Consider the following 16214-nt stretch of genomic DNA (forward strand, 5'->3'; position numbering starts at 1 on the left):
TTCTAATTTTGTTCGGATTCGACAGAGGCATTTGTCTTGGCTTCTTCGGCTTTAATTCTATTCAATTCTTCTTTAGCATCGTCAACTACATCATCAAATTCGGCAAAGTTGGTAATGACACTTTCTAAAATATAGGTCGCTTGAAAAGCATCTCCTAAAGCATCATAGTTTTTTGCCATTACAACTAATCCTTTTGCACTATAGTATTTATAACTGCTATAATCTCTGGCTAATTTTTGAACCGTTGTATTGGACGATTGGAATTTTCCTTCTTTGTGTTTGAAATAAGCATTGTAATACAAGGCTTCGGCAGCTACAACTCCGGTAGCTATTTTTTCAACTTTAGCATAAGCATCTTTAGCTTTGTTTTCGTCTCCTGTTTTTATGGCCGAACGCGCAATAATAATCTGCGCATCACTCTTTACTTTATTGTCGATTTTTGAATTCTGGAGTACTTTTTCAGCATAGTTAACAGCTTCAGTGTAGTTCTCTCTTTGATAGTAAGCATTCATCAAATTAGATTGCGCATAAGTGATATTTTGAGGATAGTCGGCATCTGATTCTAATTGTTTAAGTAACGGAATGGCTCTATCCCAATCTGATGCGTTTAAATAGATCTCAGATAATTTTACTATCGATTGCTCCGTAAATTCACCTTTTTGTTTATTCACCACATATTCATAGTGTGATCTGGCATTCTCAGGTAATTCCTTTTTCGAATACAATTCGGCAACATAAAAATGTGATTTTAACGCATGTATTCCATTTGGAAATTCATTCAAATATTTATTAAACTGACGAATTGCACCATCGGTATTATTATCTAAATACTGCTTCTCTGCAGCTAAATAGGCCGTATTATCTAACTCTGCATCTGTAACATCAACATAATCCAAGGTTTTAACCCAAGCAGCATATTCGTCAACACGACCAAGATCAATATAGATGAGTCGTGCGGTTGAAACGGCTTGATTAGCTTCACCTGTAGATGGATAATTATTGGCTACTTTTTTTAATTTACGCAAGGCACGTTCATTGTCATTAGCATTGTAGTACGATAACCCTTGACGTAACAAGGCTTTAGAGATAAAAACACTTGTTCTATATTCTGATATAAGTCGTTCATACATCGTCATCGCCTTATCTGTTTCATTTGATTTTACATACGAATTTGCTAGCTCATACATGGCGTCATCTCGTAAGGAAGATCTAGGAAAATCATCGATAAACGATTGTAACCCTTGAATTTTTTTAGAGCCTTGACCAACATAACCATAACTCATTGTCTTTTGAAAAGAGGCATAATCTCCTTCTATTTCGTTAATCCCAATGGCTCTATCATAAGCAGCTATAGCTTTATTATAATTGGTAGACACAAAATGCCCATCGCCAAGTCTTAGATAAGCATCATTTAAGCGTAGCTTATCATCTTTATGGTTAGCAATAAACTTTTGAAAGCTCGCTGTAGCCTGATTATAATCTTTAAGTTTAAAATAGGTATAGGCGATGTTATAATCGATATTATTAATTTCATTTACATTTTCTGCCCCACTTTGCAACATGAATTGTTTAAAACCGATAAGCGCCTCATCAAAATTATTCAAATGGTAATCTGTTTCAGCTTTCCAAAATGTTGCTCTTGTTGTAAAAACAGGATCTTTAGCTTCATCTATTGATTTATTAAATAAAGTTTTTGCTTCGTTATAATTCCCCTCGTTATATACCTCAATACCTCTGTAAAATGCTACTTTTTGATAAGCCACACGATTTTCAAAACTTCGTTTATTTTCTAAGAGTTTTATAGCTTCCTTATAGTTTCTAGAAGTGATGTAAGAATCTATCAATAAGGTTTCTATTTCTTCTTTATAACTCGTCTCTGGGTACTTATCTAGATAACTTGTTAGTACTTGTGGAACCGACTGATAAGGGTTACCAATCTCGTAGCTAATCTTAGCATAGTTTAGCCATGCATCCTCTTGGATCTTCAAATCATAATCCATTTGAGAAGCGTTTCTAAAAGCATTTAAGGCCTCTTGCTTTTTATCTAAATTAATATAGCTCTCACCCAAATGATAGTAAGCATTTTGTGCTACGCTATTGTCACCTCCAATAATTTTATTGAACTCCGAAATGGCACTTTCAAAGTCGTCTTGCTTATAATAAGCATAACCCAACTGGTAATAATCGACATTATTCCATTTGCCACGTCTTCCTTTATAGTCTTTTAAATACGGAATAGCTTGGGTATACTGTTCTAAGTTGAAATGACTCTCACCTATAATTTTAGACAGTTCCGATTTTTCCTTCGGGCTACTATTATCTAATTGTGCTTTGGCTAAGGTAATGGCCTTCTCAAATTTACCTAGTTTAAAATTTAAATCGGCTTGATAATACGATAGCTTCTCTTTGTATTTTTCTTGATCACTAACTTGATCAAAGTACTCATTGGCCTTGTCATAGTCGTCGCCTTCATAAGCCATAAAACCGATATAATATTTTGCCTGTGAGCCGTATTTTTTTGATGTGATTACTCGGTTTAAATACTTATTGGCTCCTGTTTCGTCACCTGTAGAATACAAAGCATAACCATAATTAAAATTAAATTTATCACGTTCGGAACGCGACACACTATTTTCATCTACTTTATCATACCATTTTCGAGCATACGCATACTTTTCATTTGTGAAATAGTAATCGGCCACATCTAAAAATGCCGTATTCCTTTTGGTACTCGTTGGATAATTATCCACAAATTCCTGAATAAGATCATCAGCATTTTTCTGATTTAAACGCACTGCACAGTTGGCAATATAATAGGCACATTCTGACTCTACAGTTTCATTTGGCGCATCATTTTTTATAGCTTCAAACATAGATTGAGCTGCTTGATACTGCTTATTATTATAGAGTGTGAGTGCTTTTTGATAGTCGACTAGATCACTAGTATATGCAGCTGTTTGCTGGGCTTGCAAATAAGAAGCCAGTAACAAAAAGCTAAGTACAAAACTTATTTTTCTGAAAGTCATTAAGTTCGATTTTTAATTGATGTCAAAGATAATTTATCTCCTACCTATAACGCAACAATCGTGCTATAATTATACACGGACTTATTAAATAGACTGTTTAGGCAAGATTCTGTTACACTTTACGTTTTATCTAAAGCCATTTAGAATTTAGTTTTTGGCTATTGGTAGTTGCTAGTTTTTATAATACATTTACATTTCTATTAAATCGTCACCAAACATTATGTCTGAAACTGTTTTACAACTCAAAAATGCATCTATCTACCAAGGGGATAGCATGGTATTATCTGATGTGAATTTTGAAATGAATAAAGGGGATTTTGTTTATCTTATTGGTAAAACAGGAAGTGGAAAAAGTAGTTTCATGAAAACGCTTTATGGCGATTTAGAACTTACTGAAGGTGAAGGTCACATTGTAGATTACAATTTGAGAACAATGCAAGAAAAAGACATTCCATTTTTAAGACGAAAATTGGGTATTGTTTTTCAGGATTTTAAATTGTTACCTGATCGTACCATCAATGGTAATCTTGAATTTGTTTTAAAAGCTACAGGATGGAAAGACAAGACTGAAATACAAGAACGTATTGAAGCTGTTTTAGATAAAGTAGCTATGAAAACCAAGGGCTTTAAATTTCCGCATGAATTATCAGGAGGAGAACAGCAACGTATTGCTATTGCTAGGGCATTATTAAATGATCCAGAATTGATTCTAGCCGATGAGCCTACAGGTAATTTAGATCCTCAAACAAGTATCGAAGTCATGGAAGTATTACTTGACATTAATAAGAATGGAAATACTATTTTAATGGCCACTCACGATTATGCCTTATTACTGAAATATCCAAGTAAGACGTTAAAGTGCGACGAAAACAAAGTGTTTGAAGTTGTACAGCGTAAAGGCTAAAATCCTAACCACTTAAAAAATCTTTTAAAAGCATTATCTTTTTTTTTGGTAGATGCTTCTACGATCTCCTGTGTTTCAAATTCGACTATGAACACGCCAAAATTAGATAAGGTTTTATTTGCTTTAGTATTGTGAAGCGGTTTTTCAAATGCAGTCTGTTGCATTGGAAGCGTCACTTTAAGGTCTTCGGAAAGTGTCCCTGTACTTAGAACCGAACTTAAGTTTTCAACATCATAAATAGTGTAGACCATTCCAGCTGCCAGACCAGTTTTTGAGAAATCGACCAAAACAGATTCTCCTTCTTTTTCAAGTACCACAACTTTAAACGCGTTTTCACGGTGTTTAAATCTCACAAGACTTCTGACAGTTTTCATATCAAACTGCTCGATATTTTTAGATTTACTATTTCCGTCTAAACCAAAATTTGATTGCCACTTTTTTAAATCATAATCTTCATGTTTTAAAATCCTAAACCCTGTATTGTTTTTAGTATAATAGGTGTTCTTTTTCAACTTCCATTTCGATATATGTTCTAAAACTGAAGGTTGCATATGTACATAACCACAATACACTTTATTATTTTCGAAGGTTAATGATTTTGCATGTAAAATTCGGAGTCCGTTATTTCTCCCAATAATAATGTTGTTTTTCACTGTCACATTTTCAATAGGTGCATTTTTATGAAATCCTAGTGTTAAGGATGCACCATCACCAGCAACTTGAGCATTAGCCACATTAGTATTGTGATACAAAATATTATTTAACACCTTGATGTTTTTTGCAATGTTAATCCCATTTCTATCACCAGAAGCCACAATCAAATTATCTTTAGTTCTACCAGCAGGTGAACCATTATTAAAAAAGACGTTACTTCTCAACTGATAATTTTTGACGTATTCTACCTTAGCCCTTTTATTGGCCGACCATACCTCAATGCCCTTATAATAATTATTGAAAATGATACAATTTTCAAACACTCTCGTTTTCTCACTATTATTTTGGGTGTACACACCTTCTCCAACACCTTTTCCTCTGTACATATAGCCATTATTATAAATCAAGCAACCGTTAAAAATAGTACCACCTGTATGTTTCCATGAGCCAACGCCAAGACCTGGATTATTGTAGATTTTTAGGTTTATAAACTGACAATCTTCACCAATGGAATGCTCTAACCCATTAATACGCACAAAGTCTGGATCCTCCCCATTTCTTGAGAAATCTCCCAAACACGTAATGTCGAAATTTTTATAAATAACTTGTTGTCCGCGTACTTCAAGCACATGCCTCTTATTAGAACTCACATTTCCGTTGAGAACAACCTTATCATTTTTGTAAGCAGAAACTGTAATATATTTATTAGGTTCTAAACATCTAAGTGTACTCACAAATTTTCCATTATAAATGCCTTCATGCAACCAAATAATATCACCAGCATTAACATTTTTAGGCTTTTGTTTTAAAGCGGTTTGAAGATCCCATGGATCATCTATTGCACCAGTTCCATTGGCTGTACCAGGTGTTTCTTTATGATCTTTAGGAAAGACATGAAATTCCTGTTGTGCATTTAGAGAAAGCCCAACTAAGAATAACAAAATATAGAGTAATCGTTGTATCATAAACTAGTATTTCCAATTACTGTACCAAAAATAGACATTCAAAATAGTTAATACCATAAAAAGTGTATTTTTGGATAATAAGATCTTAGCATGCTATCTGTACTTATCCCTGTTTATAATTATGATGTTAGAGGACTCGTGAATACACTTCACGACCAACTGATGTCTGCACAAATTAGCTTCGAGATCATTTGTGTTGATGATTGCTCTAAAGCGGAAATAGGTTCTATTAATTCTGAAATACAACAACTTGCACATACCTCTTACCATGTATCATCCAGTAATAAGGGAAGAGTGGCTACACGACATGCATTGGCAGCACAAGCCTCATTTGATTGGCTCTTATTTTTGGATGCTGATGTATTGCCAACTTCAGACGCATTTGTATCTAGTTACTTGGCGTATTTGACTTCCGATTACGATGCTGTTTATGGCGGCTTTGCTTACAACAAAGAAGTACCTCAAACAGACTTTTTATTGCGTTGGACTTATGGAAGATCTAAAGAGCAAGTAAAAGCAGATATTAGAAACAAGAAGCCTTATAAGATTACTATTTCGGCAAATTTCCTGATAAAAAAATCAGTGTTTAAGAACATCAATTCAAAAATCACTTACAAAGGCTATGGTTATGATAACTATTTTGGATCGCTTTTAAAAACCGAAAAGTCAAATATATTTCATATTGACAATGAGGTATTTCACTTAGGTTTAGAATCCAATGCTTCCTATTTAAATAAAGTAGAACAATCTGTAGACACCTTGTTGAAATTGGATAATCAAGGGTTAATCAATACTACAGAAAACAGTTTAGTTGTTGTGTTTAGAACAATAAAACAATGGAAGCTGAATGTTCTTTTTTCTTGGATATTCAAAAAATTTAAAGGTCGTTTTGCATCCAATTTACTGAGTAAAAAACCAAGTATGCTTATGCTTCAATTATATAAATTGAGTTACATTTGCTATCAAGATTCAAACTAATGACTCCCTTTTTTTCTGTTATCATTTCGGTTTATAATAAAGAGAAGTACATTTCTAACACCATTAATTCTGTACTAGATCAAACCTATGATGATTTTGAAATAATCATTGTGAATGATGGCTCTACCGACAACAGTTTAGATTTAATACATCAATTTCAAGATTCTAGAATTACTGTTATTAACCAAGATAATCTTGGCGCATCCGAAGCTAGAAATAAAGGAATGAGCGTCGCTAAGGGTCAATTTATTGCACTTTTAGATGGTGACGACATTTGGGACAGTACATTTCTAGAGCACATTGGTAATGCCATAAAAAATCATCCAAAACAATCTGTATTCTCATGTGCTATTGCGCATAAATACGACGATAATATAGTTCCGGTTCCATACAGCTTTAAAACCTATGATGACGTACTAGTTTTAGATTTCTTTGAGGCCAGTAAAAAACATGCCATACTATCTGGCTCTAGTACTGTTTTTAATACGACCGTTTTAGACACGACTGGTAATTTTGATGTAAGCATCAAATCTGGTCAGGATACTGATTTGTGGATTAGAATAGGGTTGCATTATCCCGTTGTATTCATAAATAAGCTTCTTGTCTATTATGTCTATAATGATAAAAGTTTATCGAATACGACTTTCAATGTTAATGATAAACCTAAACACAACAAATATTACGAGGAAGAAAAAGAGAATATCCATCTAAAAAAATATCTGGATCGAAATAGATATACGCTGGCAATTTTTAGCAAATTGTACAACGATAAACAGGCGTATAATTATTACAAGAACAATATCGACACTAAGAACCTCTCCTGGAAACAAAATGTGTTATTACTATTACCAAAATGGGTTTTGAATGTACTTCTCAACATCAAAAGTTTGAATGGTAAAAAAGTGTATTATAAATCTTTGTAGGCTTTAAAATCTTTATAGTTTCTAATATAATCCTGTTCTTCAAAATCGTCAGAAGCTAAGACTAGGCATACTGCACCTGATGAAAAATTCTCCAACTCCCTCCATATACCAGTGGGTATTAACAGTCCTTTATCAGGTTTATTAAGCATTACTTTTTTCTTATTTACCCCATCATCAAGAACAACTTCAAAACTTCCACTTAATGCTATTAAAAATTCCTGTTGTTCTTTATGAGCATGTCCGCCTCTATAAGCGTCGCTAGGCACATCATAAAGATAGTAAACCCTCTTAATAGCATAAGGAATAGTATCTTTTTCAATAACTGCAAGATTCCCTCTAGGATCAGTGATTTTAGGAATATCTATTAATTTAATTTCGTTTAAATTGGTCATTGACATATCTCATTTATTAATTCATCCCATGATTGCTTCACTTTATCTTGTGAAAACTTTTGCACACTTAAGCTCGCATTAGAAGCACAAGTATTATAAAACTCATCGTCTTCTATCATTTTATTAAAAGCATCTGATAGTTTAGTAGCATTATAGTTTTCTACTAACATACCATTGTAACCAGTTTTGATAACTTCGTTAGGCCCAGAGTTACAATCTACTGAAACCACAGGAACACCCAATGACAAACTCTCTGGTATAACCATAGGAAATCCTTCAAATCTACTAGTCAAGGTTGCAAATTTAGCTTTTTTCACATAAGGATAAGGGTTATTTATATATCCCATAAATATAGTGCTTTCTGAAAGTTCTAATTGATTCGCATAAGCTTGTATACTATCCATATCAGGACCATTTCCTAAAATCAATAATTTCACATCGTGCTTTTTAAGCCTAGATTGCGCATAGGCATCTAAAAGCAATTTCAGATTTTTATGTTTGTCATCAATTCGTCCAAAAAACACAATAAAATGCTCAGGGATTTCTACTGAAATTGTTTCATTTGCTGACATCTTGATATCATGAAAATTGAAACCATTGTAGATAGTACGAATATCTTTTAAATCAAATTTCTTTTTAAATTTTTTGCGCGCAGCTTCAGAAACCACTGTCATATATTGGTTTTTGAACAACCACTTATTCAACCATTTATATTTTGTAAATGCTTTTTTTGTATTGTAATTATGAATAACATAGATAACAGGAACACCACGATATATCACCTTAGACAGTAAAACTTCTCTGTAAGCAATTATTCTAGCTCTATTATCTATAATCAAGTCGAAATTATGCTTTGACACATATGCTTTGAAAAGACGGAAACGGTTTAACCTACCAAAAAAGGTGTCATTTTGTTTTTTTATTTCACCTAAGTTGTATACTGTTCCGGCATGATCATAATCTACACCATCCAGTATTGTGATAATGTGAATATCATGTTCTAAGGCAGCTAGCATTTGTGATAAAATTGCAGTCGAACGTTCTGCGCCTCCTTTAGATAATGATGAAACTACAATACAAATCTTTTTTTTATTGGTTTTTACCATTAAAAACTATCTTTGAAACAAATGTACTAATATAAATGAAGATTCTTCTTATTGGCGAATACAGTAGATTGCACAACTCTTTAAAGGAGGGGTTGACAGCTATTGGACATGACGTTACTCTTATTGCAGATGGCGACGGCTTTAAGGATTATCCCGTTGATATTAAAATTAAGAATAAGTACAAAAGAGGCTTTGGTAAATTCATTAAAAGATTGGTTTACAAGCTATTTAAGATAGATTTAAACTCATTGGCAATACGTCAACAATTTGAGACTAATAAACCCCATCTTGTCGGTTATGATATTGTTCAGCTCATTAATGAAAATGCCTTTAAAACTGTTCCTTCAGTGGAAAAAAGACTTCTAGAGTTTATATTTCAGAATAATAAATCTGTTTTTCTACTATCATGTGGTTGTGATTTCCCAAGCGTGCAATACGCTTTTGCTAAAAAGTTTAAATACTCTGTTCTCACTCCTTTTTTTGAGAATAAAGTATCGAAAAAAGCTTTTTTTCCTGTGCTAAAATATATGGAGGAATCCTATGTTAATTTACATACATATATCTATAAAAACATTCAAGGTGTTATTGCATCTGACATGGATTACCATCTTCCTTTGGAACATCATGCACAGTATTTAGGTTTTATTCCAAACCCAGTTAATACTGAAAAAATAGTGAAGATTGACAACCCAATAGACGACAAGATTGTGATTTTTCATGGGATCAATACCGATAATTATTACAAGAAAGGCAATGACATCTTTGAAAAAGCTCTTGACATTATTTCAAAAAACTATGCCAATAAGGTAAACATTATTACAACTAGAAATATTCCATACAGCGATTATTTAAATCATTATAAAAAGGCTCACATCTTACTGGATATGGTCTATGCATACGACCAAGGTTATAACGCTCTTGAAGCTATGGCTGCTGGAAAGGTCGTATTTACTGGTGCCGAACAAGAATGGTTAGAATACTACAATTTGAAAAAAAACACTGTAGTTATTAATGCTGAACCTGAGATTCAAAGCCTAGTTGAACAATTGGAATGGTTAATTAATAATCCAGAACAAATTGGTATAATTTCAAAAAATGCTAGGCGATTTATAGAAGACAAGCATAATTATATTAATATTGCTCATGAATATGTTACCCTTTGGACACAAAGAATTTCAAAAAATTGAATTTGGCAGATGATTTCAGATAAAGCAACTATAGGAAAAAATGTGGAAATTGGTCCATATTGTGTCATTGAAGACGACGTCGTTATTGGAGATAACACCGTTATCAAAAGTTATGTGGAACTTAGAAAAGGCACTGTTATTGGCAAAAATTGTTTGATTGATTCTAGAGTTAGTTCTTCTGGCGATAATTGGATTGGTGACCATGTTATTGTGCGCTATGATAGTATTCTTGCCAGAGGTTTAAAAATTGGTGATCACAGTTATATTTGTCCGAGAGTAATGACTAATAACTTAAATACCAATAAGGAACAAATTGGCGGTGCTGATATTGGAAAAAATGTATTTATAGGTACAAATTGTGTTATTCACCACGGCATAAGCATAGGAGATAATTGTATTTTGGGTGCATTGTCTTATGTAAATAAAAATATACCGAATGACGAGGTGTGGTTTGGTAATCCCGCCAAATTCCAAAGAAAGGTTTAAAGTTTAACCCTTTTATAAAACATAAGGTTCTCTTTTTCAGATTCCCAATCTCTAGTAAAATCTCTTTTAATAAGTTTAGCAGGAACACCTCCTATTAAAACCTCACTACCCAAGTCTGTATAATCTTTGTTACACAAACTGTTTGAGGCAATAACACAGTGATTAGGTGTTTTGGTATTTGGCATTATAGACACTCGATTAGAGACCGCATTATAGTCTCCTAATTGTATTGGTCCAGAAATTGGGTACGCCTCGCCTGTTTTGCTATTGATCATAGGATGAGAATTAGTGTCAACAACTTGAGACTCATAACCAATGCCTGTCCAATTTCCGATACTAATTTTTTGTGTACACAATAATTTTACATCTGAACCCAAACAGCCCATGAATCCAAATTCGCAATAAGCATCTTTTTTAATTGCTAAAAACACATCTTTTCCAAAATGCGCATGGCCTTTAAACACAAGTGTTCCATCCAAGATTATTTCGGCTATCCCCTTTGCCTTGGTCATTTGTTCAAATCTCTGTCCAAAACCTATCATTCCCCTTTTTATAGGAGCCTCTATTTTCACAGTTCCAGTCAAGCTTGAAAATTTAACTTTTCCGAAGAAATAAAATGGCAGCTTTTTAGCTTGATTGAATGGCAACATCTTAAAATTGAAATACAGGGTTTTGTACCAATTAATCGATAATGAAAATTTCAATTTATTAAGCACCGTTCTAATCAATTCTAAATCGTTATTTATTGTTTTTATTAAAAATCCGTTCTTTTAATGCTTGAAAATTAACTCTTTTGTTTAGCTGAGCATACGAATATACTACTGTAACAAAAGTTAGCACACCACAAACACTATATCTATACAAATCTGAAGTTATATAAGTCGCTGCAAATACTGCTATTGCCAATAATAAAATGACAACAAATACTGACCATACTTCGGAATTGAGTTCTAATTTATAAAACTTATTTGTAATCATTTTTAATCCAATGAAATGCACAATATAGTATACCAAAAAACTAACTCCTAAACCTTCTAATCCATAAAAATAATAGCCTACGATATTGAGAAACAGCATTAAAGAATTAAAAAAAACAGCTGTTTTAATAAACAACTTTGAGTCTCCTTTTGCTAAAATCACATATCCCATTGACCAAGATAGGGTTTTAAACAATATTCCTAAAATTGCCCAAGAAATAAAGCCTATAATCACCAAAAACTCTTTTGAGTATAACAACCTTACCAGTATTGGTAAAAACGATAAGAACACTACAATTAATGGTCCTATAAGCAAAATACCTATAACGGCTTGTTGACTAACGGTTGTATTGATTTTTTCTTCAGACGAAATAATTCCCGATAACTTTGGAAAATAATCTGTTTGCATCGCATTAAAAATCATTCCTACATAAGCATTTATAATCATAAAACCTGCTACATAATACCCCACTTCATCTATACCACCAACTTTACTCAAGTACACTTGAAAAATGTAAGCAGTAATTAAAGTTATAGATCCTCTTAAACTCAACATGAGTCCTAAATTAAGCATGTCTTTTGCTTTTGAAAAGGCTTCCTTATTTGTTAGTTTTAATGTTTTAAATTTTAGACTATTGGAATATATCCAACTAACAATCAAACTCACAAGAGATGAGATAATGATTACTGGAACGATGGCATCCAATCTAAAAAAATAATATAGTGGAAGACTTACTAATAGTGCAAGAAAATTTCCGAGGAGATTAGCTTTGGCCAACAATTTTAGTTTCCTAAATCCTTGGAGTAATGCTAACTGCCCTGATGACAATTGATTAAATAGTAGAGATAAAGAGATCCATATAAATCCGATAGTGTACTCATAATTATCAAATGCTAACTGACTTAAAAACGGAGAAAGGACAATAGTTATAACAACACCTAGCAGCCCTGTAAACCAAACTACTTTTCGAATCGTAGCAACAACCTCAGATACTTTATTCTGATCATCTTGATTATCAGATAAAGCTATTTCACGAACGGCTGTAGTATCTAAGCCTAATCGGGTGACTTCTCCAACGACTTTCAATGTCGAAGATAAAAGACCGATAATTCCCATACCTGCAGGTCCTATCCAAAGTGCTACGACTTTAGAACGAACGATAGAAATTAAAATATTAAATACTTGCACTGCTCCAAAGAGAGAAGTAGATTTTAAAATATTCGTATAATCGCTATTATGTTTAGGCATTACCTGTTATCACTCTTTAGAACTTTCAGTAATTATCCCAAATAGGGATGAACCAAAAATAAGCAATACAATTCCAAAGTGCATTAAATAGCTTAAAAAATGGCCAATAACTGCTCCTTCAACACCAAAAACATCAATAAGATAGATACTAGATATGTATAGCATTACTACAAGGAACACTTCAATTATGATAAAGTGGGTAAACATTTTCTTAGCTAAGAATTGATAAGCGATAACAATAGACAACACTTTTACAAAATCACCAAGAAGTTGCCAAAAGAATAGATTTTCTACAGGTTTGAATTCATCAGAAAAAATAAGTGGCACTATGAATGGTTTTAAAAAATAAAGTAAGACTAAGCCTAATCCAAAAATAGGCATCACCGATTTATAAAATCCAAATACTTCCTTTCTAAATTCTTTTTTACTGTCTATCTCGCTAAACCTAGGCACTATATAGAGCGTAATAATTGAAGTAATGAACATCAAATAATAATCAGATATTCTATTCATCGCTTCCCAATAACCGGCTTCTTTAATACCAACTTCAGCTATAATATAATTACGAATGTAAATTGAAATAATTGGCAAAGCAATAGCAGATACTAATGCCATTGCTGCATATGGACCAAACGATTTCAAAATGGTAAAGCTTATATGATCTGCTTTGATATAAGTCATCAAATTTCTTCGATTCATAATTCCAACAAGAGTAATTAGAAATATTAACGAAGGCGCAACGACAGCAGCAATTAGAGCGCCATCAATATGATTTTGGTAGATTAAAAGTAAAGTGATTAGTAAGCCTAAAATTTGACCAATAATATTTATAATGAGTAACATTTTATAATTAGAAAACCCATTCATTATTGAAAAACTCATCATATTTAATGCATAAAATGGCAATGCTAAAGCCATTATTTTTATGATGTATGCAAAATTATAATTAGAAGAAAACAAGAAATCGTTTACATATTGTGCATTATAATACGTGAGAAACGATACGAGTATCGTTGAAAAAAAGCACAGATAATATGCTGTTGATAAGGTTTGACTTAGCTTAACACTGTCTTCTTTAAACTTAGCTATAGTCTTAACAACACCATTATAAAATCCTAAAATAGATACTGATTGTGCTGCACTTAGAAAGTTTCTAAGGTTTCCAATAAGCGCCATTCCTTCTACACCAATAAAAATAGCTATAGCTTTTGATGTTAAAATGCCAGCTATGATCTTGGTAACAATAGTTGCCGAGTTAAGATGCGCAACTTTAAACAATACATTAGTATTAATGTATTTTATTAAGTTTTTCAATTAATAAAGGTTTAGGGCATTAACAATTGTTTCAATCTCATCATTTGTCATTACTGGACTCATTGGTATACTCACCACAGTCTCATGAATGGCCTCTGTTAACGGCAAATATAAAGATTTAAATGGCAATAAAGCTTTTTGGTGGTGAGGTGCTATAGGATAGTGAATTAAATACCCTATATGTTTCTTATTTAAATAGTCTATGAAATCCTCTCTATTTTGTACGCGAATAACAAATACATGGAACACGTGATTGGCAGATAGATCATAAAATGGCAACTTGATTTTCGCATTCGTAACACCCTCTAAATAACGTTTTGCTATACCTTGTCTGATTTTATTGTCTTCATCAAGATCAGTTAACTTAACATTTAAAAAAGCAGCTTGTAATTCATCTAATCGACTATTGATACCTATGGTTTCATTCACGTATTTTTTTGAACTTCCATAGTTATGTAATAAGGAAATATAATGTGCCAACTCTGTATCATTTGTCGTTACTGCCCCTGCATCACCGAGGGCTCCAAGATTTTTAGTTGGGTAAAAGCTAAAAGCAGCAGCATGAGAGAGATTTCCGGCTTTTTTTCCTTCTGAAATTGATAAAGCTCCATGAGCTTGAGCAGCGTCCTCCACAACCAGTAAATCATGAATTTTGGCTATAGCATTTATTGCGGTCATATCTGCCAACTGCCCATACAAGTGAACAGCCAAAATGGCTTTAGTCCTTACAGAAATATGCTTTTCTATTTCTGAAGGATCTATATTAAATGTAGCTTCATCTGGTTCAACAAAAACAGGCTTTAAACCTGTGTTAATTAGGGATAAAATTGACGCGATATAGGTATTTGCTGGCACAATAACCTCATCCCCTTTATTTAATTTACCTAGGTCTATATAGGCTTTAAAGATTAACGTAAGTGCATCTAAACCATTACCTACACCAATACAGTACTGCGTACCACAATAGGCCGCGAACTGTTTTTCAAACTGTTTTACTTCAGAACCTTTTATGTAATACCCAGAATCTAAAAACGTTTTAAATCGAGATAAAAATACGTCCTCATATCTAGCATTGATTTTATTTAAGTCTAAAAATTTAATCATTAATGTCTATTTTCCATATATCTTGTGTAAATATACGACAACCCAGTTCCTGTTTCTGCTTTAGCATACCTTCGCTATAACCCCGTTCTGAATTATCATTAACTGTTCCCATCGAAAAATAGTTCAACCCCTCATCTTGAAATAGGTATATTAAATATACAAAAAGTATATCCAAGGCATTTAATTTTTCACCAATAGTAGAAGCCATTCCATATTGAGATTTTACAACGTCACCCTTTTTAAAAATGGTAATTCCAGCTAATACCTCATCATCACGATAGATATTGTACTGACGTATTTCTTGCTTAAATTTGCTGTTCAAGTATTCTATTTCGGTTAAGCTATGTACTGGTTTAGCGTTGTGTTTGTCATTTAGGCGATTGACGAGAATCTCATTCCAAAATACTCTCAATTCTTCAGGGTTTTCTTTGATAATGAATCCGTTAGATTTTAATTTATTAAACCGTTTAAGTTTTGTTTTGTGAATCTTGAAGTCTGAATTATAATCAATCGCTAAAATAAGATGCTGCTTTATCACATTACTATGGCTTTGCCAAAAGTTACTTACCTCCTCTGTTTTAGAATTATAAAATTCTGGCAGAGGTTTAACAATTAGAGATTTCACCTTTTGAGTTTTTAAATAATGAATAACTTCAGCACATATCTCATCTTTTTGATTGGTATCAAGGTCTCTTTTAAAAATAAGTCCTCCATAGGTTAACCCTTGATGCGAATACACGACATCATTTGACATATTCGCAGGGAAAACAGCTAAAAGTTTATTGTTGTCAAAAATCAACAAAGAGAAATCATCAAAACGATCTTGATGATACTCCATAAAGTCACGATGAAACAAAAAAGTAGTTGTTTCAGAACTAAAAACAAAAGCGTTCCACTCTGCTTTTTTATCAGGATGATATGTTTCTACTCTAATAATAGAATTGAAATT

14 protein-coding genes are annotated in these 16214 nt (G+C 32.8%); 5 read left to right on the forward strand and 9 right to left on the reverse strand.

The genetic code is table 11. The features are described from left to right. Positions 1-2 precede the first annotated feature (2 nt). Positions 3-3026 (reverse strand): tetratricopeptide repeat protein, encoded by a 3024-nt coding sequence (locus tag Q0783_RS12150; protein WP_298895514.1) that lies wholly within the window; start codon positions 3024-3026, stop codon positions 3-5. Between the two features lie 220 nt (positions 3027-3246). On the opposite strand from Q0783_RS12150, the gene Q0783_RS12155 reads away from it, so the two are divergent. After that, a complete protein-coding gene (locus Q0783_RS12155) occupies positions 3247-3930 on the forward strand; it encodes an ATP-binding cassette domain-containing protein (protein WP_298761914.1) in 684 nt (227 codons plus the stop codon). On the opposite strand, the gene Q0783_RS12160 is transcribed toward Q0783_RS12155, so the two are convergent. Further along, entirely contained in the window at positions 3927-5549 is a 1623-nt protein-coding gene (locus Q0783_RS12160; RefSeq protein WP_298895516.1) for a hypothetical protein, read from the reverse strand. The two genes, Q0783_RS12155 and Q0783_RS12160, sit on opposite strands and share 4 nt — an antisense overlap. 90 nt (positions 5550-5639) lie before the next feature. Here Q0783_RS12160 and Q0783_RS12165 point away from each other — a divergent pair, with 90 nt between their 5' ends. Together Q0783_RS12165 and Q0783_RS12170 are read left to right on the forward strand one after the other, a co-directional pair. Beyond that, positions 5640-6527 carry a glycosyltransferase family 2 protein gene (locus tag Q0783_RS12165; RefSeq protein WP_298895519.1) on the forward strand — a complete coding sequence of 296 codons (888 nt, stop codon included), beginning with the start codon at positions 5640-5642 and terminating at the stop codon, positions 6525-6527. Beyond that, positions 6527-7450 carry a glycosyltransferase family 2 protein gene (locus Q0783_RS12170; RefSeq protein WP_298895520.1) on the forward strand — a complete coding sequence of 308 codons (924 nt, stop codon included), beginning with the start codon at positions 6527-6529 and terminating at the stop codon, positions 7448-7450. The genes Q0783_RS12165 and Q0783_RS12170 overlap by 1 nt, the downstream gene beginning before the upstream one ends. On the opposite strand, the gene Q0783_RS12175 is transcribed toward Q0783_RS12170, so the two are convergent. Both Q0783_RS12175 and Q0783_RS12180 read right to left on the reverse strand, forming a co-directional pair. After that, entirely contained in the window at positions 7435-7842 is a 408-nt protein-coding gene (locus Q0783_RS12175) for an FdtA/QdtA family cupin domain-containing protein (protein ID WP_298895522.1), read from the reverse strand. The two genes, Q0783_RS12170 and Q0783_RS12175, sit on opposite strands and share 16 nt — an antisense overlap. After that, positions 7839-8948 carry a glycosyltransferase gene (locus tag Q0783_RS12180; RefSeq protein ID WP_298895525.1) on the reverse strand — a complete coding sequence of 370 codons (1110 nt, stop codon included), beginning with the start codon at positions 8946-8948 and terminating at the stop codon, positions 7839-7841. Before Q0783_RS12180 ends, Q0783_RS12175 begins: the two co-directional genes overlap by 4 nt. Positions 8949-8983: 35 nt before the next feature. Here Q0783_RS12180 and Q0783_RS12185 point away from each other — a divergent pair, with 35 nt between their 5' ends. Together Q0783_RS12185 and Q0783_RS12190 are read left to right on the forward strand one after the other, a co-directional pair. Next, positions 8984-10135: a glycosyltransferase gene (locus tag Q0783_RS12185; protein ID WP_298895527.1), complete on the forward strand. Its 1152-nt coding sequence runs from the start codon at positions 8984-8986 to the stop codon at positions 10133-10135. A 9-nt stretch (positions 10136-10144) separates the two neighbouring features. Further along, entirely contained in the window at positions 10145-10621 is a 477-nt protein-coding gene (locus Q0783_RS12190; protein ID WP_298761906.1) for a DapH/DapD/GlmU-related protein, read from the forward strand. Here the strand turns inward: Q0783_RS12190 and Q0783_RS12195 are convergent. Genes Q0783_RS12195 through Q0783_RS12215 form a run of 5 tightly spaced genes read right to left on the reverse strand, consistent with a single transcriptional unit; the run spans position 10618 to position 16103 of the window. Then, the gene (locus Q0783_RS12195; protein ID WP_298895529.1) at positions 10618-11325 is read right to left on the reverse strand and encodes a transferase; all 708 of its coding nucleotides are present in this window, start codon (positions 11323-11325) and stop codon (positions 10618-10620) included. The two genes, Q0783_RS12190 and Q0783_RS12195, sit on opposite strands and share 4 nt — an antisense overlap. Positions 11326-11359: 34 nt before the next feature. Further along, positions 11360-12847, reverse strand: coding sequence for an oligosaccharide flippase family protein (locus Q0783_RS12200; protein WP_298895531.1), 1488 nt, complete (start codon positions 12845-12847; stop codon positions 11360-11362). Between the two features lie 9 nt (positions 12848-12856). Continuing rightward, a complete protein-coding gene (locus tag Q0783_RS12205; RefSeq protein ID WP_298895533.1) occupies positions 12857-14161 on the reverse strand; it encodes an O-antigen translocase in 1305 nt (434 codons plus the stop codon). Further along, a complete protein-coding gene (locus Q0783_RS12210; protein ID WP_298895535.1) occupies positions 14162-15265 on the reverse strand; it encodes a DegT/DnrJ/EryC1/StrS family aminotransferase in 1104 nt (367 codons plus the stop codon). Next, positions 15258-16103: a GNAT family N-acetyltransferase gene (locus Q0783_RS12215; RefSeq protein WP_298895537.1), complete on the reverse strand. Its 846-nt coding sequence runs from the start codon at positions 16101-16103 to the stop codon at positions 15258-15260. Before Q0783_RS12215 ends, Q0783_RS12210 begins: the two co-directional genes overlap by 8 nt. Between the last annotated feature and the right edge of the window lie 111 nt (positions 16104-16214).

Source organism: uncultured Psychroserpens sp., from assembly GCF_947500255.1.
Lineage (GTDB): Bacteria > Bacteroidota > Bacteroidia > Flavobacteriales > Flavobacteriaceae > Psychroserpens.

Bases quoted from the DNA above. Each gene is read 5' to 3' on its own strand.
- Q0783_RS12180 (WP_298895525.1), bottom strand. From the start codon at position 8,948: ATGGTAAAAACCAATAAAAAAAAGATTTGTATTGTAGTTTCATCATTA.
- Q0783_RS12155 (WP_298761914.1), top strand. From the start codon at position 3,247: ATGTCTGAAACTGTTTTACAACTCAAAAATGCATCTATCTACCAAGGG.
- Q0783_RS12165 (WP_298895519.1), top strand. From the start codon at position 5,640: ATGCTATCTGTACTTATCCCTGTTTATAATTATGATGTTAGAGGACTC.
- Q0783_RS12175 (WP_298895522.1), bottom strand. From the start codon at position 7,842: ATGACCAATTTAAACGAAATTAAATTAATAGATATTCCTAAAATCACT.
- Q0783_RS12185 (WP_298895527.1), top strand. From the start codon at position 8,984: ATGAAGATTCTTCTTATTGGCGAATACAGTAGATTGCACAACTCTTTA.
- Q0783_RS12170 (WP_298895520.1), top strand. From the start codon at position 6,527: ATGACTCCCTTTTTTTCTGTTATCATTTCGGTTTATAATAAAGAGAAG.
- Q0783_RS12150 (WP_298895514.1), bottom strand. From the start codon at position 3,026: ATGACTTTCAGAAAAATAAGTTTTGTACTTAGCTTTTTGTTACTGGCT.
- Q0783_RS12200 (WP_298895531.1), bottom strand. From the start codon at position 12,847: ATGCCTAAACATAATAGCGATTATACGAATATTTTAAAATCTACTTCT.
- Q0783_RS12190 (WP_298761906.1), top strand. From the start codon at position 10,145: ATGATTTCAGATAAAGCAACTATAGGAAAAAATGTGGAAATTGGTCCA.
- Q0783_RS12210 (WP_298895535.1), bottom strand. From the start codon at position 15,265: ATGATTAAATTTTTAGACTTAAATAAAATCAATGCTAGATATGAGGAC.
- Q0783_RS12160 (WP_298895516.1), bottom strand. From the start codon at position 5,549: ATGATACAACGATTACTCTATATTTTGTTATTCTTAGTTGGGCTTTCT.
- Q0783_RS12215 (WP_298895537.1), bottom strand. From the start codon at position 16,103: ATGGAGTATCATCAAGATCGTTTTGATGATTTCTCTTTGTTGATTTTT.